Genomic DNA, 22,194 nt, shown 5'->3' on the forward strand with positions numbered 1-22,194 from the left:
ATGCCTGAATGCCCCCTCCAAACAACAGACATTCAAGCCATGTTCTTGGGATAAGATCACGCCGTTATCCGTTGAATTTTCGCCCCACATCGGGCTAATTTTTCTTCCAACCGCTCAAAGCCACGATCAAGATGGTAAACACGATTAACGATTGTTTCGCCCTTTGCAGCCAATGCCGCAATTACCAGAGAAACAGAAGCGCGCAAATCGGTTGCCATCACGGGGGCGCCTTGCAACTTCTCCTTTCCATAGACAGTTGCTCTCTCACCATCGAGTTTTATCTCTGCCCCTAAACGATTAAGTTCTTGAACATGCATAAAACGATTTTCAAAAACCGTCTCCGTGATATGGGAAATGCCTTCAGCCCGTGTCATCAGCGCCATAAACTGCGCTTGGAGATCCGTTGGAAAAGCAGGATATGGTCCTGTTTTAATATCAACCGGCATAATTTTTGTGTTTTTTGGATTTCGCTTCACGTGAATTCCTTGAGGTTCTATTTGAATCTCAAGCCCTGTTTTTTGTAAAACCTTCAGCACTGTTGTCAGATGATTAGGGTTAGCATTTTTCAGAAAGACATCTCCCCCCACTATTGCCACAGCCATTGCATATGTCCCCGCCTCAATTCGATCGGCAATGACGCGTATTCTTGTTCCTTTGAGTTTTTTCACCCCTTCAATGGTCAGCGTCGTTGTTCCTTCACCCGTTATTTGAGCCCCCATGGCATTCAAGGTTCGAATAAGATTTGTAACTTCTGGTTCACACGCCGCATTCTCAAGAGTGGTTGTTCCCTTTGCCATTGTCGCCGCCATCAGCAACACATGGGTTCCCCCAACCGTAACTTTAGGAAAACGGTAATGCGCCCCTTTTAATCCCTTTGGTGCTTTTGCATGAACATATCCATTTTCGATCGTAATATGAGTGCCTAAACTTTTTAGTCCTTCGAGAATAAAATCCACGGGTCTTGTTCCAATAGCACACCCTCCAGGAAGCGAAACATAAGCCTCGAAGCATCGAGCAAGCAGCGGTCCAATCACCCAAAAGCTTGCACGCATTTTTCTCACCAATTCGTAAGACGCCCGTGTTGTGGCTATTTTTTGCGCGGTAAAGTGAATGGTTCTTGAATTGGTCCCATCATCATCAAACTCTTGTCCATCAACGGCATATCCCACCCCATGATTATTAAGAATACGAATAAGCAACTCAACATCAGCAAGATGCGGAATATTTTCTAGCGTAAGCGTTTCTTCTGTCAACAATGACGCAATCATAAGAGGCAATGCAGCATTTTTTGCTCCTGAAATCGGAATTGTCCCTTTAAGTTTTTCCCCACCAACAATTTGAATAGCATCCATCGTGTTTTCCCTCTTTTCCTTTGCGCCACCCCTTCCAAAGGTTTTTATCCTTTTGAAAAGTTATGCTTTATTGATCGTTTTTTTAAAACGTCTTCTAACAATGAGAACAAATAATTGAGACGTTTGGTTGCAAAGATGCCTTAAAAAAAACATTTTTTTTGCATTCTAAAGCTCTTCTTGGGCTCTTTTTCGACTTTGCTCTTTTCGACGTTTTAAGTTTTGGCGCAATTGCTGCGCCAATCTTTCTTGGCGTCGTTTTGCTTTTTCCTCTTGATGATTTATTTCATCGTGCTTTTGTTTTTGATGCATCTGTGTCATTGCGCAACCTTTTAAACAGTGTTGAGCTTCTATCCAATCAACTCACGGCTTTTAAATATGTTAAGAGTATAAGAAATATTTATGTCATGACATAAGATACGTTTTCTTGCAAGAATATACAAATGTTCTCTTGCCTATTTTCTGACAATATGGCACAAGACAGCGCAACGATTGAAAACGGCTGCGGTAGCTCAGTGGTAGAGCACTCCCTTGGTAAGGGAGAGGTCGAGAGTTCAATCCTCTCTCGCAGCACCATTGTATTCTTCTTGCCCATTAAATCTTGCCCATTAAGCATCAATCTTTCTCCTCCCAACCTCCATCGGCTTCATTCCCAGCCCCTCTCCTTTAGACCATGCGCTTTAATGGCTTCAAAATTAATGATCTCAATGACGCGTTTAGCTTCCCAAACACTTTGCAAGATCTCTCAAACGCTCTGCGCACAAATTTTGACATTGACACGCCAAGAACAATGCCCCCATTCATTGCACATCTTCCTCTTACCTTGCATACCTGCTCTTGGCTTCATGAAAAACCCTCTTCTTCTCTTTACCCAAGCCTCTCTGTTGCAAAAGCCCGTTGCCTTCACCTTAGCTCTTTTAGACTTGTCGAGGCATTTTCATTTTTTGAATGTTTTTCCCCTACGAGGCGATCCTACTTATGATATGAATCCCCTCTCCAACAAATAAAAACCCCGCCTGAGCGGAGTTTTAACCTGTACCACACCCCTTTGTTGGAATACAGGATGATCACTATCACTGTTTTCATTAAACACGTCTCTGTGCATATTTTCATTATGTGTATATTTTTCAACACAAAAACAACACAGATTGATCTAATTAGCATAAATCCGTTAAACATTCATGATAATCATTAAAGGTTAAAATGGTAAAATCACTATCTAAAACCTGCATTATAATACCCATAATAGTTTTTTCTGTCTCTCTATTATTGGGTATAAGAAGGTAAGAACCCCTCGCTGAATACAATAGACTTTACCAAGAATATGTCCATGAAAATTATACGACTTCAGAATATTCCCAGAAATTAGAAAAAGCCAAAAAAGAAATAGAATATTATCAAAAGAGTATAACACCCGTGCTCTCTATAAAATATGATAACAATCAATTTTGGAAATACTTAATAATATTACCAACAATCCTCCAGAATTTGATATTTTAAAACATTATCACATAGCCCTTGTTTTTTGTGGGCGCTTTGCCGATTTATGGCAAGGCAATAAAAATATGCCATCACTTGTATTTAATAATTTTAAAAGTGAATTTGAGGCTTTTAAAAATATTGTCGTGCAATATGATGGTTCTTGGAATAATTTAACACGACGTTTCTTAGAAGTAAAATTTGAAACAAACTTTGATGATCCGATGTTTGCGTACGCAGAAGCATTTTGGGATTCTCCCGATGGCATTAGTCGAAAAGAACAAACGCTTCGTACAGAAGAAATGATAATAACCAGTGAGGCTACTCGTTTTAGCAATACAGGACAGATATGCGCCCTTGCTGTAAATATATATCGTACAATGATGCCTTATAAAAACAAAGATGTAAGATCTCCTGTGAGATATAGCGCTTTTGAAAAATTGAAACAGTATCTGAAAAATCTTTAGAACGGACAATAAAATGTCTTTCAAAGTACTTTAAAAAAACCATTCATCCCCTCTCCAACAAATAAAAACCCCGCCTGAGCGGGGCTTTAACCTGTACTACACCCTTATTGGAATACAGGATGATCTCACTATCACCGTTTTCGTTAAACACGTTTCTGTGCATATTTTCAACGCAAAAAGAACACATATTGATCCTTTCAACAGAAATTGCTTATAAAAGCGCGTTAGCAACAAAAGACAATAAAGCCCCATGTTTAAACCCCTTATTTTGTTTGCTGTAGCAATAAGCGCAGTTTTATTCACAGATCCTGTAAAGAGTAGCTGTGCAAAAGAAGGATTTTTCGTAGGGGGGACAGCTCCGATCAATTGTATTTCAAAAGAATATATAAGACAAAAACTAGAAAAGAAGCGATTGGAAATAGAACAAGAAGCAGAATAGTCAAAGCTTGAAAAATTTTCCGTTACTTCTTGTCCAAGTAGAGAATTTCCTGTTTATCGTGGTTTTTCTATTATCGATTGTGTTTTCAGAGAAAGAATTAGAACAAGATCGTTTGAATAGAAATGAGATCAATATAATAGGATTATCTCTGCAATGGTTTATCGTAGGATTCATCATAACGACGATCATGTCCGTTCCAATCAATATCCTTTGGCGTTTTCGCTTTAAGATTCCAGCCTGTTTATTGACAATAATGACAGCCTTGGCAATTATGGGCATCCCCTTTATAATTGGTTGATCGTCTCTCACTTCTTTTGTAAAAAAACTTTCTCAAAATATGAAGAACGCCGCACATTTTCAAGCGTTTTGAACTGTATCTCCGCGCATTGAGATACCATGTGCCACGTACCGCCATTTTCCAAGTCATACGTGTCACGCTAAGCGTCTGCACTCTCTCCCCTTAAAACTTACCTTTTTATAGAATTTTCTCTCCAATCAACGCTGCACAAGATCCCTTTCTTCCCCGTTTTACGCTTGTTTTTCCTCTCAACAGACGCTTTGTCTTCAACTTTTTGCCTTCCCTCTCCCTCAAAGCCCTGTCTGTTCTTATGCTAAAGCCTGTCTCGAAACATTTAATGTGCTGGACCATCTTCTCCAAAGCCTCATTAAAACGATGAATTTCAACTTCAAGCTTGCTGATATAGGCTTCATCACGATAAGCCCGTTTGATTAAAGGAGGCATATCCGGCCAATAGAGCATTAAATCCACCCATTCGCGTTGAGAAATCCATAAGCCTCCTTGACATTGTGCTTTATGTTCTTCTGGAAAATTTTTTTGCGCAAAATGAGGAATCAAAATTTCAGGTTTTTTTGTTTTAATTTCCAACAATCCATTTTTTCCCACAAAAGCATCAGGAGAAAATCCTTTTCTGCGATCATCGGCTAAAACAAAGCCAATACATTCGGGTTCTGTCTGTGTCAATTTTCCATAAAGCTGTCGCGCGCTTGGTTCTAATTCTGTCCCCCGACGCTGAGAAAGTGTTGTCCCTTCCTCAACGGTTTTTCCGGTCATTCTTTCTCCTGCCAATTTCATCATGACACTATGATAGCGTGATGTTTTTTGTCCCTGTTTTTTTTCTGCCATAACCATCTCAAACAGAGAAGCTGTAATCAAACCATTGCGCGCTTTTTGCCATTCCTCTGTTCCCTGAATACAATCGATAATAATTGGCATGTTTCCCCCCCCTTTATCTGGCTCTTTTTTTGACACTCTATCCTCTTTGCAAGATGCTCTTTAAAACATCACACTTCCCCCCCCCACGCACAACAGACGCCTCCTCCCTCCCAAAAAATTCTACAAACGCTTCACACACCCTCTCTCTCCATACTGGCGCCCCTATCGGCTCCCCCTCCCAACAAAACAGCACCTCCCCCAAACAACCCCTAGCAATGAATGAAAGGAAAGCCCTTCCTTTCCTCCAATGAAAAAACACTTGCCGCGTCAATTATCCGTCAACTTTCCCGCCATAGTTGGAGCTCTCATTGCCCCTCACACACACAATACAAAAGCGGACAAAACCGCGCCCAATATGCCTAAACATCTCTCTCACTCTCCCCAACATCTTGCCCCAAAGCGCTTCCTGATCCCCTCCTTGGCGCCCCCCAAAACCGCCCACCATTTTCCCAAAATACTTTCACACGCACTAAGCCCCCTGCTTGCATCCTCCTCCAACACCCACCTGCTTTTCCACCTTGCTTTTGCCTTGTGATGAAAGCTTTGCCCCTCATCAACGCTGCACAAAATCCCCTTCTTTCCCCCTACGTCCTTAGCTTCCCCCTTCAAACACCACTACCATTTTCCCAAGCAATACTTGTCATGCGAAGCTTTTCCCCCCTCCAACACCTCCTACTTTTCTGCTTTGCTCTTTTCTTGTGACAAAAGCTTGCCCCTCATCAACGCTGTACAAGATCCGCCTCTTTCTCGCCTCATCCTCATTTTCGTTCTCCAGCACGCTTTCACTTGTCGCTCCCCCCTATCTTCCTCGACATCTTTTTCATTTTCATTTCCTATCCGCTAAAATCAATCACCCCCCCACCAACTTTTCTCCCTCACGCGCCGTACTCATCCCCTCCTCCTTTCTCTTGACGAGCGCTCCCCTATCGGCTCCCCGCCCCAACAAAACAGCACTTCCCCCCCAACAGCGCCTAGAAATGAATGAAAGGAAAGCCCGTCCTTTCCCCCCGTAAAAAAACACTGGAGGCCTTTACCTTGCCCATCAATGATCTATTTCATAGGAGGGGAGGAGCTTTTTTCCATGCTGCTATTGCACGACAGAAAAATCACAGCGACAATATTCTTCTGCCAAGTTTTTTGCCATCGACAGAGCCACCTCTTGCGATATAAAAAGAACAGCATTGTGTTTTTGTGGTTCAAGTCTGATGAGATTTCGAGTCTTTCCAGCATAATAAAGTGGAAAGCCTCGATAAGAAGTTTTGAGATAACTTGGCATGATTACCACCAATAATCTGACAAGACATCACAAGGGCGTAAACGATGCTGTTTTTCATAAGATCCATAGAGATTATCTTCATAATCGCGTGCCACTCTTTCATCTAAACAGGTATGATAGGCTTCACTATTCAAAATGAAGGGCTGCAAGTGTGTATTTTCTTCGTTTATTTCATAATTTTCAACATAACAATCAGCGATTTGTTCGGTCACATCTTCAGCATGATTTGTTGTAAGATCAAATCGTAAAACTTTATAAACAGTTTCAGATTCTTCAATCAGTTCGAGTACTTCTTCGATTTCCTCGATAGGTCCTTCATAGCTATCTGGCTTTTCATCTTCGCAGAGAATGATAATGATTTCATCCTCTTTAACGAATGGAATATTTTTCATGATTTTCCCCCTTTAGATAGTTGATAAAGCAGAGCTTCATCTTGACAAGATCAAATATAGCGTTAGTCTTATCTCCTCTATAGGAGAGATGTCAAGCATTTTATCCTTCATAAAAGATATATTTTAAGTCTTTGCGGGGTTCAAATGACATACATAACCAAAGATCTGTTATTTCCTGTTCCCCTCATGTTCTTTTGTTGTTCGCTATTTGTTCTCACTTAATTGCAACGATAAACACACAGGAGAGATAAAATGAGTGATATAATATTAATAGAATACTGGAGTCGTCTTGATTCAAAAGCACAAAAAGAACTTATTTTGAAGCTTCGCCAATGGGTCGCCGCAAAAGAGTTAAAATCGCCTGTCTCTCTTCAGGAGAGAGCTTTGAAATAAGCTCTATAAATTCTTTATCTTCAAGGCTAGCCCCCTTACCGTAAAGAATATAATTCATACTGATATCAATTTCGTGACAAATTCGCGAAAGAGATTCGATTGTTGGCTCTTTTCCTTCAGAAAGGATAGAATGAAGGTAGCCCGCACCTTTACCGGCAGCGAGGGAGATAGACCTTTTTGAGCGTCCACTTTTTTCCAAAGCGGCCCTCAATCTTTTACGCCAACCATCGATATTCATAATTTCACCATATAGCGCGTCTTTTAAAAAAAACACGTCCTTTTTACAAAATGGGCTTGAAATATCCTTTAAAAAGGATAAAATGAAGGAGACAAATTTTATTTTTTAAGGGGGAATAAAAAATCATTTTTTGCTCATAAAAACGCTTTCACCACACCATAGGGTACGAAAGACCACTTCCAAAAGCTAAGCCATTGAGAAGTGTTGTCCTTTTTATTTTTTCCATCACTATAATCTCAAGTTTTAAGTTTTCATGCCCTTCAAGCGCACTCATTCATTGATAAAGATCATAAAGAAGTCTCTTAATCGTTATTGAGCAGAGCCAAAAGCAACAACAAGCTAAATTTCTGTTTACGCTTTTATCGTCAATGAAACTGTATAAGAAAGAAGAAAGTAGATTGCCGTATGAAAAACGTTAATCAACAAGAAACTCCTCACTATGAATCGTCCAGGCTTCCATATGTTTGTTGGTACCAAAATGACTTTCTAGGCGGTGTTCGTGGCATGCGCGCACACGAGATTGGAATTTATACGATTCTTCTCAATGAAATGTATGCACGCGGTCGTCCTCTAGAAATATCGGAAGAACGTTTAGCGCGTCTTTGCGGTTGTGACAAGCGAACTTTTGTTAATGTTTTAGGCATGCTGATCCGAGAAGGTAAGATTTTAAATTTAGCCAATGGCTTATGGAATGCGCGTTGCGAAAATGTTTTTCAAGAGCGTGAAAAATTGCTGGAACAAAAATCCTTTGCGGGTCGTTCTTCAGCAAAAAAGCGCAAGAAAATCAATGCTGAGATTCAACAACCGCTCAACGCACGAACAAAAGATGATCAACAAAGTTTAGAAGCTCAAAAGGCAGAAGAAGAAGAAAAGGAAACACCTAACGGTGTTTTTGAAAAGAATAGGGTATTTGATGAGAAAGAACCTGCGCTTTCCAGCCAAGAGAGCTTTGAGCAAAGCGCACCACCTCCCACATTGGCGCTTTCTTCCTCACCAAATTCCGCCTCACTAGCCGCCTCCTCAGCGGCAGAAACAAAGCATGAAAATAGCACCGCCACCGCTCTCCAAGCAGGGGCGCGAGAAGCCGCTCTCACAGCAATTGTCCCAAAGAAAAATACAAAAAAACCCGCCAATTGTGTGTCCTCAAGCTTTTCAACATCGCCATCGTCGCCTTGTTTCAACAAAAAAAACACCCCCTCCAGCATTGTCAAAGGACACCGTCTTCCTGCAACTTGGCAAGCAGACATCAAGGCAGCAATTTCAGAAGGCTTAAGTGAGAGCCAAGCCCATTGGCAAGCCAAGAAGTTTCGCGACTACTGGCAAGCCAAGAGTGGCAAAGAAGCCCTCAAAGTAGATTGGCAAGCCACATGGCGCAACTGGTTTCGCCGTGAGATCGAACGGCTAGAACAGCAAAAACAGGAAAGCGTCTCACCACGCCCTTATGCGAGCGACGAGAACCTTTACCGCAGTCTGATCAACTATAGCGACGATTGTTGACATCACATAGCCCAACCCTTTTTTCACACAAGCAAACGCGGGGGCACCAATGTTTCAAAACCATAAACAAAACACCATCAGACAAAATAACCCTGAACAAAACAACACCCACCCAAACAACAGGCAAAGCAGCCACCATAAAACGCATCCCCATCCCCCACACTGCTCCCATCATAACAGCCCATGCCCCACACGCCTCATCTTTTCCACGCAAAGGAACACAACACCTTACAGCCGCCCTCCAGCCACCCACTCCAGCACAAACACACCTTGCCCCACCGTCCTTGCACAAGGGCTCCACTTCCCACACAAGCAAACAAACAGCTGCGTTGCTGTTTTAGAAGGCTTAAGTGAGAGCCAAGCCCATTGGCAAAGCAAGAGGTTTGGCAATGACGAGCCAACCAAAACCCGTAAAAAGCCCACAAAGTAGATTGGCAAGCGCCATAGCGCTACGGATTTTGCCACGAGATTGAATGGCGAGAACTGCAAAATAGAATCCTAAAACGCATAAAATCACGCATAACCATGAGCACAATTTTTGAAATCAAACAAAAACTTATCGCCCAATCTGATCGGATAGCAGAAATGCTTCTTCCCCAAGGGCATAAACGTGGCAATCATTGGATTGTTGGCAACACACGCGGTGAGCCTGGTCAAAGTTTATCGATTTGCTTAAGCGGCAGTAAAGCAGGCCTTTGGTATGATTTTGCAGAAGGTATCGGAGGCGATATTTTAGACCTTTGGTGTGAAGTCAAAGGCATTAGCCTCTCTCAAGCACTCGAAGAAGCACGGGCAGTTCTCAATCTCACACGCCCCAAACCTTTTATGGTTCCCCAACGCTCTTACCGCCGTCCACCAGTTCCTAAAGGGTATCCCCCACAAAATCTCGTAAAAAACTATCTCCATAAAGAACGCCATATCCCTCTAGAGATTATCAAGCGCTACCGCATAGGGGAAGAGGGTGAAAAAATCATTTTCCCCTTTTATAAACCCGATGGTACCCTTGCTTTAGTCAAAGAGCGACTTGCACAAGCAGGCGCCAAAACAAAACCCACAGCAGCCCAATGTGAACCGATTTTATTTGGTTGGCAAGCCCTTTACCCCACAAACCACACCACCACGCACACCTCCCAACCCACACCCACAACAACCAACAGCGCCACACACACCTCTCAACCCACACCCACAACAGCCAACACCACCACACACACCTCCCAACCCACACCCACAACAACCAACAGCGCCACACACACCTCTCAACCCACACCCACAACAACCAACAGCGCCACACACACCTCTCAACCCACACCCACAACAGCCAACACCACCACACACACCTCCCAACCCACCCCCGCAACCAACACCACCACACACACATCCTCAGACCACGCACCATTCCCCACGCTTTCTTCAACAAGCCGGACCATTGTCATCACGGAAGGGGAAATTGATGCGCTTTCGCTCGCCGCCTATGGATATCCGGCGGTCTCTGTACCCTTTGGCGGAGGAAAGGGCGGGAAACACAACTGGATTGAAAATGAATTTGATCATTTAGAAGCTTTTGAAACCATTTTTTTAGCCACCGATATGGACCAGCCCGGAGAAGAAGCCGCCCATGAAATTGCCAGCAGGCTTGGACGCCACCGTTGCTACCGTGTCCGCTTACCCCGCAAAGATGCCAATGATTGTTTAACCGCAGGCATTGATGCTGCCACCATAAAAGCAGCTTTTTCTTCAGCAAAAAGCTTTGCACCAGAAGGCTTACGGCGCGCCTCAGACTATAAAGATCAAGTGATTGGGCTTTTTTGGCCAGAGCCTGAAAAACATCTTGGCTATACGGTTCCCTATCCGAAACTGAAGGACAAATTGCATTTTCGCCCCGCAGAATTAACGCTTTGGAGCGGTGCCAGTGGAGCAGGCAAAAGCCAATTGTTGTCCGACTGTATTCCCCATTGGATTGCGCAAAACAGCCGTCTTTGCTTAGCATCTCTAGAGATGAAAGGAGAACAATCCCTCCGGCGTTTAACCAAACAAACAGGCGGCTTAGAAAAGCCTACAAAAGAAACCATTGAACGCATTTTGCATTTTTTAGACAATGGGCTTATTCTTTACGAACATGTTGGCAAATCAAGTGTCGACACCTTGCTTGATGTCTTTGATTATTGCCGCGCGCGCTATGGTTGCGATCAATTTATTATCGACAGTCTGATGCGGCTTGGCATTGCCTCTGATGATTATGCGGGACAAGAACAAGCGGTTTATAAAATGGTGGATTGGGCTGTTTTAAACAGTGTGCATATTCATCTTGTCGCCCATGCCCGCAAAGGGGGTCTCGATAAAGATATCCCCGGGACAGAAGATATCAAAGGTGCCTCAGAAATTGGTGCCAATGCTTTTAACATCATCACCATTTGGCGCAATCGATCCTTAGAAGACAAAATCTTCGCCGCCTCGCTCGCCCAAGAAAAAGCAGATTTAGCCAAACGCCCCGGTGTCATTATGAATATTGCCAAACAACGCTCTGGTGATTTTGAAGGCAAAGTCGGTCTTTGGTTTGACCCCCAAACCTACCGCTATCGCTGTTCTTTTGAACAACCACCCCCACGGCGTTATCTTTAACGCCCCATCAACACCCCTCGCTTGAAGAGTGCTTTCCCCATCACACGCGCAGACTTCGCTCCCTGAAAAGTCAAAATAAAGAAAAATGTACTTATAATGGTCAAGACATCCTCACTTGAAAACCAAAGCCAACTCAACCCCAGATGCTCTGCTCCCCAACGAGCAAAACTAAAAATAAGTGCCAAAATGCAACAAAACAGCAGAAAATTCAAAACACGCAACACCCTCTGCAACAGAGTATCGCTCTGTTCGCGTAGAAAGACCCCCAAAAACACCTTCAACAAGAGTGCCAAGACCAACACCATCAAGAACATTCCCCTGATACTATCCATATCCCTGACACCCACAGCAAAAAGCATAAGGAGAACAGCCATCATGCAACAAAATAGGCTCGCCTTCACGAACCCTTGCCAGAAAACCGGCAGCCTCGTGACACCCCAATGCCCCAAACCAAGGACAGCACCAAAAAGAAAAGAAAACACCGCTCCTTTCAACAACAGCTCCTGGCTCCAAGCCAAACGCCCCGCACCCACAGAAATAAAACCAAGATAGACACTCACCAAGCCATAAAAGACCACCCATCGCCCCCAAAACCGCCATCTTGTAACCCCACGACGCGCAGCCAGCTTATCAAGAAAAACCAAGGCAACAGCAAAAAGGCCCAAAAATACCACCAACAGCAAAAGCCACAAACCCTGCGACATTTATATCTCCCCACAAACAATAAAATGAAAGAAAACGCCCAATTAAAAACAACACCCCAATTAATTAAAAAAAATACCTAAGGTCACCCAAAACGCTTTGCCCTTAGATCAATAAGAGCAAAGATAGGAGCAAAGACAAGACCAAAGATCATGCCCCACAGAACATAAACACCCATTTATTTGAGAACCAAAGCCCAAGTCAAACCCAGATGCTCCGCCATCCCATAACCCCACTGAGAAGCAAGACCCACAAAGAAGCAAAAGACACTATTTTTAAAGAAGCCTTTTTTGTAAGCCCTAAACGCTTCATAGCGATACGCGCACTGATATAAATAGAAGCCACGGAAAGACTCATCATGCCTAAAAGCATCAAGAACGGCAAAATGACCCCATCAAGCGACATCACTTAAAGCTCCCCCATTAAATCACGCAAGGAAAACGTTCATGGTGCAACAAAACATCCCTCTTTTCAAGAACAAAAAAACACCCAATCCCCCCCACAAATCCCCACGCGCGCACTCTCCGCATACGCACCCTGCAACACGGGGCTTTCACACATCTTCTCCCCCACATCAGCCCACATCTCCTTCTACACCCGAACCGCAGCATGGAATTCATATAATCCACACACACCAATACATACCTCCCTCCATACCCCTTCATGATAGCCCAAGCAACATTTCAATTTTTTAAAAAACAAACCTACGTTTATGTGGAATATCCACCCCAAAACACGATCCTCTAAAAAAATGCCTTCCCCATCACACGCGCAAACTTCGCTCCCTGAAAAGTCAAAATAAAGAAAAATGTACTTATAATGGTCAAGACATCCTCACTTGAAAACCAAAGCCAACTCAACCCCAGATGCTCTGCTCCCCAACGAGCAAAACTAAAAATAAGTGCCAAAATGCAACAAAACAGCAGAAAATTCAAAACACGCAACACCCTCTGCAACAGAGTATCGCTCTGTTCGCGTAGAAAGACCCCCAAAAACACCTTCAACAAGAGTGCCAAGACCAACACCATCAAGAACATTCCCCTGATACTATCCATATCCCTGACACCCACAGCAAAAAGCATAAGGAGAACAGCCATCATGCAACAAAATAGGCTCGCCTTCACGAACCCTTGCCAGAAAACCGGCAGCCTCGTGACACCCCAATGCCCCAAACCAAGGCAACAGCAAAAAGGCCCAAAAATACCACCAACAGTACAAGCCACAAACCCTGCGACATTTATATCTCCCCACAACAATAAAATGAAAGAAAACGCCTACGATGTAAGCAAAAACCCCATCCTTTTTAAGAACCAACCTAACATCACACCAACACACAGCATTGCCTCATGAAAAAAAGTGCTCATAAAATGAACAAGAAATACAAAAATGCAAATCGAACCCCACTCATTTGAAACCCAATGCCAAGGCACATCAAGATGCTTCACCCCCACATATGCCAAACCAAGGATAAAGCCCAACAAGCAAATCAAGGCAAAGCTTTTCAAAAACAAAAAAAACACGCGCGATCACTGAAGCTTTGCCTCCTCATCAACAAAATCCTCTTCATCCGTAAATCCAAGGATAGTTTCACCAAGACAACAAACACCAGCCCCCATACAAACACCTACCCAGGCAAAAAGATTCTCCCCCCCCTGAAATATCAAAACGCAGAATATCAAAACGCAGAATATCAAAATGCTTTGCTCCAAGACTAAGCAAACAGAAGGACAAGTGCCACAATGCAGCAAAACGCTCATCCCTTTAAAAACAGCAAACCACGTGAAATCAATACCCCCCACTCCTATAAAAACAAACCCAACAAGAATGCCGGCAATGGAAGCAAAATATCAATCCTTTTCAAAGCATGAAATCCTAAACCCAAAACGCCTTGCCCCTTTATAAATAAGACCAAGGAAAAGACCAAGGACAAGGCCCAAAAGGACACTAAACACCCATTTATTTGAGAACCAGAGCCATGCCAAACCAAAATGCTCAGCTTGCTTATAAATAAAATCAGAAAGAACCGCCAAAATGATGCTAAACAACACCATCTTGAAGAACAAACCCTTTGTTACACCCCGCCGCTGCATAACTTCATAACCAACCATAAGGACAATGCCGGGAGTACCATAAAACGCCACAGCGCGTAAAAATACGCCCCACGTCATCCCAAGCGCCTTCATTTCTATATAAATAGCCACAGAGACGGCTGCCACAATGCCGCTCAACACTAATCCCCTCAGAGACAAAACCCCGCGCACCATCACTTTCCTCCCTCATCAAGTCACTCAAGAAACACATCACTCAAGAAAAATATCCATAAGGCAACAAAACACAGTGCAACAAAACACCTCTCTTTTCAAGATCCAAATCCATGGTTTTTCCACCCCCCACAGCACAACAATCCAAGCCCCCATCAAGCCTAAAAGACACCCATAACCCTCACTTCAACCAGAGACAATGTTGTCCACTCTCAAGGGAGAATTTCCATACAGTACAACACTCAAAACAGCTTTCCTCCCTCCCAACCCCACTTTTAAAGGCAGCAGAAACGGCTAAAGGTAGCAGCAACGGCACAAAACCTCCGCACCATCCCTTAAACCTCCCGCATCAAGTCACGCAAAAATCACTCAAGGAACACGTCACTCAAGGGAAATATCCACAAGGGAACAAAACACAGTGCAGCAAGACACCTCTCTTTTCAAGAATGAAAACACACACAATAAACACCACCGCGCCCTCTCCACCCAGCGCCGCATGGAGCTCCACACGACCGCCTCCCTACGCACACAATCCAACATACGCCAACACATGCCTTTCAGCATCCCCCTCTCTCCATTGGAGCCCCCTCTTCATTAAAACCCAAGCAACATTTTTTTTTAAACGAAAATCAAACGATAATTTATTCAAGGAGATGATATGAACCATCAAGAGAAAAAAAATACACCCCTTCTTAAGCCTTACGAGAACACCCCCCAAGAGAAAGAAAAGCATAGGGGTCATTTAAAGACGCAAGAAGTCGCCCTTGAAACCAGCAACCCTTATTTTCAGCCCACGCATCCAGAAAGTTCCAGCAACCCGCGCACCATCAAAGCCCTTGTCAATGCACAAAGTAATCCCATTGCGCTTTTATATGCGAAAGGACATCTGAGTAAGGCACAATATAAAGCCGCAGAACGTTTTTATTTTTACTGGCGACACAGTCAGGCAGACCTCCACATGAGCCTTGACACCACCCGTGAAAAAGTTTCCTGTAGCCAAAGCTATACGCACCCCATTGAACGGCAAATAGAATCCTCCAATCATTTAAAAACAATCAAAGTACAACTTGGTATTCTTGGCTATTCACTGCTTGAGCGGGTTATCGGTTATGGCCAAGCGATCAAAGAATTAAGTCCTTCAAAACGCAAACAAAACTCCCTTGCCGATCATTTACGCGATTGTTTAGACTTACTTGCCTTTCATTGGGGCTATGCAAACCATAAACATTCTGAATAATCCCCCTCATCATTCAGGGCAACACACCAACAGCTCCCCCCTCCATCCCTCTCCCCACACCTAACAAAACACAAGCCTCACAAAAACCCTTACACGCAACACGCACACCCTAAAAAAAAGCCGCTCCCCCCATGCCGCGCAACAATTCCAGCAAAACCCAAGCGCATCCCCACACACGCCCCCCATGTCTTCTTTTAAGCCCCCTCTCTTTATCTATAGAGCAGGCAACATTTTTTTAACACCAGCCCATTGTTATCTGAAACGTTGCTCCCAAAACATGAGCCCCCCTAACACCTCCACATCACACGAAAATGCTTCACTATTCCCTCAAGTCACTCAAGGAAAACAGCTAACTCCGCTCTCTCCTCCCTTTCAAGACTCAAACAAAAAGCCTGTACCCTGCACCAAAACCAGATATCTAAACGCCTCCACACCACGCACACACACCAACAGCTCCCCCCTCTATCTCTCTCCCCACACCTAACAAACACAAGCCTCACAAAACCCTTACACGCAACACGCACACCCTAAAAAAAAGCCGCTCCCCCCAACACCGATCTATCGCAGCGGTTTATTGTACCGGTTTATTACCATGGGGTGCTGCTCTCTTTGTTGGTTTTTTAGTGAAGAATAAATATGGTTGCATACGTCATAATATCTTTAAAGACTTAAGTTGACAGTGAATTGCAAAATAAACATTCAATGAAAAAGAAGTATTCATGACCTTTAAGGCATAAAAAGCAAAGTTTTCTTTTTTGTAAAAAGTATTTTTATATTGCTCTCTTTTTAATTTTCTGCTAGTTATAGAAGGTAAGTTTTTTCAGAGTGAATTTTTGTATTGAGTACATTTTTTTAATTCATTCTTTTTTGATATTTTTACGACCCAATGTTGAAAATCTTCTTATTATTGCCTTCTGTTTGAAGCAGAGGGCTTTTTTTATGTCTGTATTGTCTTAAAAACCCTCTTCTTAAACTTTGGGCTTTTCTTCCATAAGTTCTCCCTGCAAAAAAGATTATTCTTTTTTCAAATGAACTTAAAAATTCCCCCTCAAAGGACGAGGGATTCACGAGAGAAGCTGTTTTACGGCATACGCTGTTTTACGACACAACAGAATCACTGATATTGTTCTTTATTGTTGAAACAGCAATAAGGTATTTTATTCTAGCAATGGATTGATGAATTATTGTTTTCTGCTCTTCATCTTAGCAATCTTAGGCATCAAAGAGCCAACTCTCTCAGACTTTTCCTCTTTTAACGGACTTCTCTTCTTTCAACGCTGTTTTATCTTAATTAAAATTCATCAAACCAACGACTCATTACAAGCAAGCGAGCTCGTGTAGAATAAAACACGTCAAAGATAAAAAATTACAAAAATTGACTCAATTTATTCTGTTCTATGATAAAACCCCATTCTTTAAGGGGCATCTGAATAAAGCCATTGAAATCATTGAAATATTAAACCAAATCCATTGGCAAAACCAAAAGCCAAATTGGAGACAAATGCCTCATAAATTTCATGTGAGCTAATAAAATCAAGAAAAAGACAAAAAAAAAGCACAAAAATATCTTAATTCTCATAGAGATCTCAATATTCATTAGCTAACCTTCATTAGTGAGTCTTACTCTATAACCCTCTCAAATATTGAGGAGACAAAGCAAATATCTATAAAATACACAAACCGATAGAGATAAAATAAAAATAAATCTCTTGGGCTTTCTCTATTTTTATGAGATATGCCTTCCCCTGTGGATGCACTCTAGCCCTCAAAAGAGTGCATCCATCCCCCATTGGATGCATCCAACCCTACATGCATCCAATCTCTAGAGGATGCACTCCGCCTTCAAAAGAGTGCATCCTTCCCCTCAAGGGATACGTGCCTCACCCTCATGCGGCATGTACCCAATCTCATAGAGGATGCACTCCGCCCTCAAAAGAGTGCATCCTTCCCCTCAAGGGATACGTGCCTAACCCTCATGCGGCATGTACCCAATCTCATAGAGGATGCACTCTAGCCCTCAAAAGAGTGCATCCTTCCCCTCAAGGGATACGTGCCTAACCCTCATGCGGCATGTATCCAATCTCTAGAGGATGCACTCCGCCTTCAAAAGAGTGCATCCTTCCTCCATTGGATGCATCCAACCCTACATGCATCCAATCTCATAGAGGATGCACTCCGCCCTCAAAAGAGTGCATCCTTCCCCTCAAGGGATACGTGCCTAACCCTCATGCGGCATGTACCCAATCTCATAGAGGGATGCACTCCGCCTTCAAAAGAGTGCATCCTTCCCCTCAAGGGATACGTGCCTAACCCTCATGAGGCATGTATCCAATCTCATAAAAGATGCACTCTAGCCCTCAAAAGAGTGCATCCTTCCCCTCAAGGGATACGTGCCTCACCCTCATGCGGCATGTATCCAATCTCATAAAAGATGCACTCTAGCCCTCAAAAGAGTGCATCCTTCCCCTCAAGGGATACGTGCCTCACCCTCATGCGGCATGTACCCAATCTCATAGAGGATGCACTCCGCCCTCAAAAGAGTGCATCCTTCCCCTCAAGGGATACGTGCCTCACCCTCATGCGGCATGTACCCAATCTCATAGAGGATGCACTCCGCCCTCAAAAGAGTGCATCCTTCCCCTCAAGGGATACGTGCCTAACCCTCATGCGGCATGTACCCAATCTCATAAAAGATGCACTCACGCGTAAAAAGAGCGCATCCTTCCCTTCACGGGTTTGACTTAACTTTTATCGCATCTCATTTTAATTTTAATGAACCCTCATTTTTACAAATCTTTACTCAATGGCACAAAAAGAATTTTGACAGCAGTTCTTTTGTCACTCATCTTACGGGATTCCACTTCACGGACAGAGCGTTTAAGCTTTTTTAAAATCTCCATAAAATGGAATCATAAAGAATTGATTTAGGCAATTAAGAGTAAATTTTGTCAAAATGTAGACAAAGTTTATTCTTTTTTATGACTGTTGTATTTTTACTATAGTCAGTTAAAGTGAATTTATATATGATACGTATCGGTATTTATTTATAGAAATAAATAGTAGGAGAAAACGATGAATATCAGATATTTTTTTATAGCGGGGGCAATTACAAGTGGTTTAGCCCTTGCGATTCAAAAGTCTGATCGTATAATCAATCAAAAGCCCTCTCCTATTGTTGCTCCTTATACTGTTGAAAAAACACATTCACAGTTTTTTAAACAAGTAATGAGCCCATCGGATACATTGAATATACTGAGAATAAACGGTAGAACTGCATCAGAACAAGCATCAATAAATGATATATATGAAAAAAGTAGAAATTTATTAAACGCCTTTGCTAGTTTTTTAGGCTCACTTGTTATATATTTCATACAGCTCATTTCTGCGAGAATATAAAATACAAACAGCCCTTAAAATAAAATTATATACATTTTGTATATATTAAAAATTAAATAAAAAGGCCCTTTTAAAATAGGGCCTTTGTTTATCGATATTTATTTATAGAAATAAATATAGGAGAAAACGATGAATATCAGATATTTTTTTATAGCGGGGGCAATTACAAGTGGTTTAGCCCTTGCGATTCAAAAGTCTGATCGTATAGTCAATCAAAAGCCCTCTCCTATTGTTATTCCTTATACTGTAGAAAAAACACATTTAGAGTTTTTACAACAAGTAAAGAGCCCTTCGGATACATTGGATATACTGAAAATAAATAACAGACAAGACTCAATAAACGATATACATGAAAAAGCAGAAAGTTTATTGAATGCAATAACTGATTTTTTAAGATCGATTCTTATGTATCTCATAAAATGTTTCCGTTAGAATATAAGATACAAAAAGTTATTATAATAAAATGATATACATTGTTGTATATTATAGTTGTATATTATAAAATTTAAATAAAAAGGCCCTTTTAGAATGGGGCCTTTGTTTTAGTTTTATTTTTATTGGTCCAATATTACTTCCCTAAACAACAACACTTTTTACTTTCCCGCATTTCAAAAGACAAAAGTCCTAGCCTCCACGCTCTCCCCATACCGCTTTCATTAATGAGGGTCCACAACCTCACTGTTTTTCCAGTCAATTCCGCTGTTTTCAAGAAAATAACCTTGGCACCTTACACCATAGTCTTCACGTCCAAGCCTCGCTGAACAAGACACCTAAACATACGAAAATAGCCTAAAATTTTCGGATCAACATCCCCATGCCTCAAATGACTTGCCTTTTGTCATAGTCCCCCTCTCGTGGTTCTCTCCTAGGGCACACTCTCTCCCGTCGCGCTCTCCTAGCACTCTCCACCGTAAGGGACGAAATTTCTCAACTTGTGTCAAACCGTAAAAAATCCAGTTTTTCTTGAATCGTGTTCGCCTCTTGCACGCTTCAACCCCTACACCGGAAACAACAGTGATTTCATAAGCTATACGGGAAAATCTTGCCCTCAAATATTCATCACACACTTTTACAAAAAACACCAGAATGTGTAAAAGATCATCCCACTGAAAACGATGGTATTTTACGCAGTCAATCATGATGTATTCTACTTTTATTCAGCAGAATATTTTCTTATCTCTAGCGTGCTTTTTTTCACATAATGAAAGCATAAAGCGCGTCTTCTAAAAAAGAATAGACTTAAAAAAACAAGAAAAGGACAAATTTTCCATCATTTGTCCGCCCCTATTTTTAAGAATCAAATTATTTTCAGCTTATTTTTTTAAAACACGCTGTACTTCTTGATTCTTTCGAGCCCTTTTATTTTGCTTTGGTGTCAAAGCATCTCAATGGTGGCGCTTTCCCTTTTTCAACAAGAATGCTTTTCTTCAAATCAGGAGGAGCTTCAACAAGTGCGTAAACTAATCAATTTTTATATCCATCAATGCAGGTTCACCCTCTTTGATAGTGGTAATATCAGGAGCATGTTTTACCCCTCTGATTCTATGACGCATGGTTCATCACTCACAACGTATCCTTGTTGCCTTAATTCTTGTTTTTTCTCTTGGACTATTTTTTGATACAAATCTCGTTTTTGATGACATAAATAAGGATTTCTCACTCTGAAAATTTGAGTGTCATTCACTTCTATGGAACAGATCTTTACAAGCTGTTCCAGCACATCGTAACTGAATTCTCCTGCCTCCTTTACCTCTTGAGCCATCACCATCGCGCGTTCCAGATGGATTTTTTCAATGGTTTCATCAAAGCCAAGTTTATCTCCTAGCGTAAAACTTTCATCATAAGAACCTAACGTCTCCACATCTCCCAACAAGGCAAGAGCACCAAGATGCAACAGCGCATAAGGAGCTAGCTCTGCTTCAACGGTTGACCATACTAAAGAGTCTCTTTCCCAAGGTGGAATACAATATTGAGTGCGAAGCATTTCATGCAAAGAATCATCTTCCTTTGCCCATTCTAAAGTTCTGTCGAGTTCTTTCTTTAAACGCTGAGCACTCACTTTCTCTTCATGAATTTCCAATCCATTGGGAACAAAATTTATAAATACCGTTGGCAAAATCCCAGAATTATGAGGATTAATGGTCTGACAAGCCGCCGCAAAAATACCGCTCATCACGAGAAGTCCGCGATCAAAGGGTGAAAAATCTTCTACGTGTTTCTCGTTATAGAGAAATTGCAATTCGCGATCGGGTAAAAAGAAGGTCGCCAAATGATCTCCTTTTCTCAACAATTCCACGGACCACCCCAGTTTTCAACAGCACTGTTGCACTTTCCACGGTGAGAATTTCATCATCATCGACTAAGAACTCTTTTCCCTCTTGTTGCAAATGCCTTTCCTGCACCTTGGCTTCGTCCTTCCAAAACTGCTGCATTGCTAGATCATTTTCTTTCAGCACGCGTTCCAGCTCGTCTTTCACCTGAAAATTCATTTTCATCCGTTTGAAGACAGAGATATAAAGAGCCAAAACCAGCATGATAATAATCATGAAAAGTGCAATCATCACCCAGAACTCGGGATCCAAGAGACGTACGACGATAGGATTATTGTTCATTTTTTCCCTCTCACTCTTTGCTAAAGCCTCATGCGACAGAGAGTTTATTTGCTCTCGTACAGAGAGTGCTTCTTCTCATTTCTGAATATTTTTTTTGCAAAGCACACATCACGTTGCGACACACTCGGAACATCACCGGAATCAAGAAAAGAGCACAGCCCATTATGGTGACCGTTGCCTTAAAGATCACGAGATGCACCGCATATTGCCACCCTGTCAGCTGCCAATTTAAGACATCCGGTATTTCTAGAATCATTCTCCAAAGGATAATGATCACAGCAAGAGCGAAGATAACTTTATAATCCCTTGGCTAAAGAGCAACGCTTGCTGACACGCAAAAGAATGGGCTCTTTTATGGATTTCTTGCTCTGATGTCCAATTTTGCTCTTTCATTTTTTCCCTCTCACTCTTTGCTAAAGCCTCATGCGACAGAGAGTTTATTTGCTCTCGTACAGAGAGTGCTTCTTCTCATTTCTGAATATTTTTTTTGCAATTAGCGCATGCATCCTCATGCGAAATCTAAAAATCAAAAAAAAGAGCACAGGCGGTTCATGGCTTGCGTCATAATAAAAATCATAAAAGTAATAATATCCGAGGGATCTT

24 protein-coding genes and 1 tRNA gene are annotated in these 22,194 nt (G+C 42.2%); 9 read left to right on the forward strand and 16 right to left on the reverse strand.

Annotated elements, in window-relative coordinates; genetic code table 11:
- Positions 1 to 56: 56 nt before the first annotated feature.
- Complete coding sequence (murA, locus tag D1093_RS09405) at positions 57 to 1,352, reverse strand: UDP-N-acetylglucosamine 1-carboxyvinyltransferase (RefSeq protein ID WP_120102245.1); 1,296 nt, start codon at positions 1,350 to 1,352, stop codon at positions 57 to 59.
- 165 nt (positions 1,353 to 1,517) lie between these two features.
- The gene (locus D1093_RS09995) at positions 1,518 to 1,670 is read right to left on the reverse strand and encodes a hypothetical protein (protein ID WP_164713652.1); all 153 of its coding nucleotides are present in this window, start codon (positions 1,668 to 1,670) and stop codon (positions 1,518 to 1,520) included.
- Positions 1,671 to 1,850: 180 nt separating this feature from the next.
- Here D1093_RS09995 and D1093_RS09410 point away from each other — a divergent pair.
- The 4 genes from D1093_RS09410 to D1093_RS09425 all read left to right on the forward strand — a co-directional run bounded on the left by D1093_RS09410 (position 1,851) and on the right by D1093_RS09425 (position 4,032).
- Positions 1,851 to 1,925, forward strand: a tRNA-Thr gene (locus D1093_RS09410).
- Between the two features lie 872 nt (positions 1,926 to 2,797).
- Positions 2,798 to 3,295 carry a hypothetical protein gene (locus D1093_RS09415; protein WP_244614001.1) on the forward strand — a complete coding sequence of 166 codons (498 nt, stop codon included), beginning with the start codon at positions 2,798 to 2,800 and terminating at the stop codon, positions 3,293 to 3,295.
- A 250-nt stretch (positions 3,296 to 3,545) separates the two neighbouring features.
- On the forward strand, positions 3,546 to 3,734 hold the full coding sequence (locus D1093_RS09420; protein ID WP_120102249.1) for a hypothetical protein: 189 nt from the start codon (positions 3,546 to 3,548) through the stop codon (positions 3,732 to 3,734).
- A gap of 7 nt (positions 3,735 to 3,741) precedes the next feature.
- Positions 3,742 to 4,032: a hypothetical protein gene (locus D1093_RS09425; RefSeq protein ID WP_120102250.1), complete on the forward strand. Its 291-nt coding sequence runs from the start codon at positions 3,742 to 3,744 to the stop codon at positions 4,030 to 4,032.
- 177 nt (positions 4,033 to 4,209) lie between these two features.
- Here D1093_RS09425 and D1093_RS09430 read toward each other — a convergent pair whose 3' ends face one another.
- The 6 genes from D1093_RS09430 to D1093_RS09455 all read right to left on the reverse strand — a co-directional run bounded on the left by D1093_RS09430 (position 4,210) and on the right by D1093_RS09455 (position 7,267).
- Positions 4,210 to 4,968: a lambda exonuclease family protein gene (locus D1093_RS09430; RefSeq protein WP_150222319.1), complete on the reverse strand. Its 759-nt coding sequence runs from the start codon at positions 4,966 to 4,968 to the stop codon at positions 4,210 to 4,212.
- 359 nt (positions 4,969 to 5,327) lie between these two features.
- Positions 5,328 to 5,522, reverse strand: a complete 195-nt coding sequence (locus tag D1093_RS09435) for a hypothetical protein (RefSeq protein ID WP_150222321.1) — start codon at positions 5,520 to 5,522, stop codon at positions 5,328 to 5,330.
- Positions 5,523 to 5,818: 296 nt separating this feature from the next.
- Positions 5,819 to 5,989, reverse strand: a complete 171-nt coding sequence (locus D1093_RS10000; protein WP_167309101.1) for a hypothetical protein — start codon at positions 5,987 to 5,989, stop codon at positions 5,819 to 5,821.
- A 66-nt stretch (positions 5,990 to 6,055) separates the two neighbouring features.
- The gene (locus D1093_RS09445) at positions 6,056 to 6,244 is read right to left on the reverse strand and encodes a hypothetical protein (RefSeq protein WP_150222323.1); all 189 of its coding nucleotides are present in this window, start codon (positions 6,242 to 6,244) and stop codon (positions 6,056 to 6,058) included.
- Between the two features lie 2 nt (positions 6,245 to 6,246).
- The gene (locus D1093_RS09450) at positions 6,247 to 6,636 is read right to left on the reverse strand and encodes a hypothetical protein (RefSeq protein ID WP_150222325.1); all 390 of its coding nucleotides are present in this window, start codon (positions 6,634 to 6,636) and stop codon (positions 6,247 to 6,249) included.
- Between the two features lie 313 nt (positions 6,637 to 6,949).
- Positions 6,950 to 7,267 carry a helix-turn-helix transcriptional regulator gene (locus D1093_RS09455; protein ID WP_150222327.1) on the reverse strand — a complete coding sequence of 106 codons (318 nt, stop codon included), beginning with the start codon at positions 7,265 to 7,267 and terminating at the stop codon, positions 6,950 to 6,952.
- 405 nt (positions 7,268 to 7,672) lie between these two features.
- On the opposite strand from D1093_RS09455, the gene D1093_RS09460 reads away from it, so the two are divergent.
- Complete coding sequence (locus tag D1093_RS09460) at positions 7,673 to 8,764, forward strand: YdaU family protein (protein WP_150222329.1); 1,092 nt, start codon at positions 7,673 to 7,675, stop codon at positions 8,762 to 8,764.
- Here the strand turns inward: D1093_RS09460 and D1093_RS09465 are convergent.
- Positions 8,742 to 9,017: a hypothetical protein gene (locus D1093_RS09465; protein WP_150222332.1), complete on the reverse strand. Its 276-nt coding sequence runs from the start codon at positions 9,015 to 9,017 to the stop codon at positions 8,742 to 8,744. The two genes, D1093_RS09460 and D1093_RS09465, sit on opposite strands and share 23 nt — an antisense overlap.
- Before the next feature lie 93 nt (positions 9,018 to 9,110).
- Positions 9,111 to 9,281, reverse strand: coding sequence for a hypothetical protein (locus D1093_RS10005; protein WP_167309102.1), 171 nt, complete (start codon positions 9,279 to 9,281; stop codon positions 9,111 to 9,113).
- A gap of 8 nt (positions 9,282 to 9,289) precedes the next feature.
- Here D1093_RS10005 and D1093_RS09470 point away from each other — a divergent pair, with 8 nt between their 5' ends.
- Positions 9,290 to 11,383, forward strand: coding sequence for a bifunctional DNA primase/helicase (locus tag D1093_RS09470; protein WP_150222333.1), 2,094 nt, complete (start codon positions 9,290 to 9,292; stop codon positions 11,381 to 11,383).
- Here D1093_RS09470 and D1093_RS09475 read toward each other — a convergent pair.
- The 4 genes from D1093_RS09475 to D1093_RS09490 form a co-directional block, all read right to left on the reverse strand.
- A complete protein-coding gene (locus D1093_RS09475; RefSeq protein WP_150222336.1) occupies positions 11,380 to 12,087 on the reverse strand; it encodes a hypothetical protein in 708 nt (235 codons plus the stop codon). The two genes, D1093_RS09470 and D1093_RS09475, sit on opposite strands and share 4 nt — an antisense overlap.
- A gap of 199 nt (positions 12,088 to 12,286) precedes the next feature.
- Complete coding sequence (locus D1093_RS09480) at positions 12,287 to 12,490, reverse strand: hypothetical protein (protein ID WP_150222338.1); 204 nt, start codon at positions 12,488 to 12,490, stop codon at positions 12,287 to 12,289.
- Positions 12,491 to 12,828: 338 nt separating this feature from the next.
- Positions 12,829 to 13,308 (reverse strand): hypothetical protein, encoded by a 480-nt coding sequence (locus D1093_RS09485; RefSeq protein ID WP_174767408.1) that lies wholly within the window; start codon positions 13,306 to 13,308, stop codon positions 12,829 to 12,831.
- Between the two features lie 624 nt (positions 13,309 to 13,932).
- A complete protein-coding gene (locus tag D1093_RS09490) occupies positions 13,933 to 14,316 on the reverse strand; it encodes a hypothetical protein (protein WP_244614049.1) in 384 nt (127 codons plus the stop codon).
- Between the two features lie 688 nt (positions 14,317 to 15,004).
- Between D1093_RS09490 and D1093_RS09495 the strand changes: the two genes are divergently transcribed.
- The 3 genes from D1093_RS09495 (at position 15,005) to D1093_RS09505 (ending at position 19,411) form a co-directional block, all read left to right on the forward strand.
- Positions 15,005 to 15,583: a hypothetical protein gene (locus tag D1093_RS09495; RefSeq protein ID WP_150222340.1), complete on the forward strand. Its 579-nt coding sequence runs from the start codon at positions 15,005 to 15,007 to the stop codon at positions 15,581 to 15,583.
- Between the two features lie 3,072 nt (positions 15,584 to 18,655).
- Positions 18,656 to 18,979 carry a hypothetical protein gene (locus tag D1093_RS09500; protein WP_150222342.1) on the forward strand — a complete coding sequence of 108 codons (324 nt, stop codon included), beginning with the start codon at positions 18,656 to 18,658 and terminating at the stop codon, positions 18,977 to 18,979.
- 129 nt (positions 18,980 to 19,108) lie between these two features.
- Positions 19,109 to 19,411, forward strand: coding sequence for a hypothetical protein (locus D1093_RS09505; protein WP_150222344.1), 303 nt, complete (start codon positions 19,109 to 19,111; stop codon positions 19,409 to 19,411).
- Positions 19,412 to 20,507: 1,096 nt separating this feature from the next.
- Here D1093_RS09505 and D1093_RS10375 read toward each other — a convergent pair.
- Positions 20,508 to 21,248 carry a DUF6990 domain-containing protein gene (locus tag D1093_RS10375; protein ID WP_244614002.1) on the reverse strand — a complete coding sequence of 247 codons (741 nt, stop codon included), beginning with the start codon at positions 21,246 to 21,248 and terminating at the stop codon, positions 20,508 to 20,510.
- Positions 21,202 to 21,591, reverse strand: a complete 390-nt coding sequence (locus D1093_RS10380; protein WP_244614003.1) for a hypothetical protein — start codon at positions 21,589 to 21,591, stop codon at positions 21,202 to 21,204. Before D1093_RS10380 ends, D1093_RS10375 begins: the two co-directional genes overlap by 47 nt.
- Positions 21,592 to 22,194: the final 603 nt, after the last annotated feature.

It is taken from the genome of Bartonella kosoyi (assembly GCF_003606325.2).
GTDB classification, from domain to species: Bacteria; Pseudomonadota; Alphaproteobacteria; order Rhizobiales; family Rhizobiaceae; genus Bartonella; species Bartonella kosoyi.

Excerpts from the sequence above, each read along its gene's own strand:
- murA (WP_120102245.1), bottom strand. The coding sequence starts at position 1,352 with ATGGATGCTATTCAAATTGTTGGTGGGGAAAAACTTAAAGGGACAATT.
- D1093_RS09995 (WP_164713652.1), bottom strand. The coding sequence starts at position 1,670 with ATGACACAGATGCATCAAAAACAAAAGCACGATGAAATAAATCATCAA.
- D1093_RS09420 (WP_120102249.1), top strand. The coding sequence starts at position 3,546 with ATGTTTAAACCCCTTATTTTGTTTGCTGTAGCAATAAGCGCAGTTTTA.
- D1093_RS09430 (WP_150222319.1), bottom strand. The coding sequence starts at position 4,968 with ATGCCAATTATTATCGATTGTATTCAGGGAACAGAGGAATGGCAAAAA.
- D1093_RS09435 (WP_150222321.1), bottom strand. The coding sequence starts at position 5,522 with ATGAGGGGCAAAGCTTTCATCACAAGGCAAAAGCAAGGTGGAAAAGCA.
- D1093_RS09445 (WP_150222323.1), bottom strand. The coding sequence starts at position 6,244 with ATGCCAAGTTATCTCAAAACTTCTTATCGAGGCTTTCCACTTTATTAT.
- D1093_RS09450 (WP_150222325.1), bottom strand. The coding sequence starts at position 6,636 with ATGAAAAATATTCCATTCGTTAAAGAGGATGAAATCATTATCATTCTC.
- D1093_RS09455 (WP_150222327.1), bottom strand. The coding sequence starts at position 7,267 with ATGAATATCGATGGTTGGCGTAAAAGATTGAGGGCCGCTTTGGAAAAA.
- D1093_RS09460 (WP_150222329.1), top strand. The coding sequence starts at position 7,673 with ATGAAAAACGTTAATCAACAAGAAACTCCTCACTATGAATCGTCCAGG.
- D1093_RS09470 (WP_150222333.1), top strand. The coding sequence starts at position 9,290 with ATGAGCACAATTTTTGAAATCAAACAAAAACTTATCGCCCAATCTGAT.
- D1093_RS09475 (WP_150222336.1), bottom strand. The coding sequence starts at position 12,087 with ATGTCGCAGGGTTTGTGGCTTTTGCTGTTGGTGGTATTTTTGGGCCTT.
- D1093_RS09480 (WP_150222338.1), bottom strand. The coding sequence starts at position 12,490 with ATGTCGCTTGATGGGGTCATTTTGCCGTTCTTGATGCTTTTAGGCATG.
- D1093_RS09495 (WP_150222340.1), top strand. The coding sequence starts at position 15,005 with ATGAACCATCAAGAGAAAAAAAATACACCCCTTCTTAAGCCTTACGAG.
- D1093_RS09500 (WP_150222342.1), top strand. The coding sequence starts at position 18,656 with ATGAATATCAGATATTTTTTTATAGCGGGGGCAATTACAAGTGGTTTA.
- D1093_RS09505 (WP_150222344.1), top strand. The coding sequence starts at position 19,109 with ATGAATATCAGATATTTTTTTATAGCGGGGGCAATTACAAGTGGTTTA.
- D1093_RS10380 (WP_244614003.1), bottom strand. The coding sequence starts at position 21,591 with ATGAACAATAATCCTATCGTCGTACGTCTCTTGGATCCCGAGTTCTGG.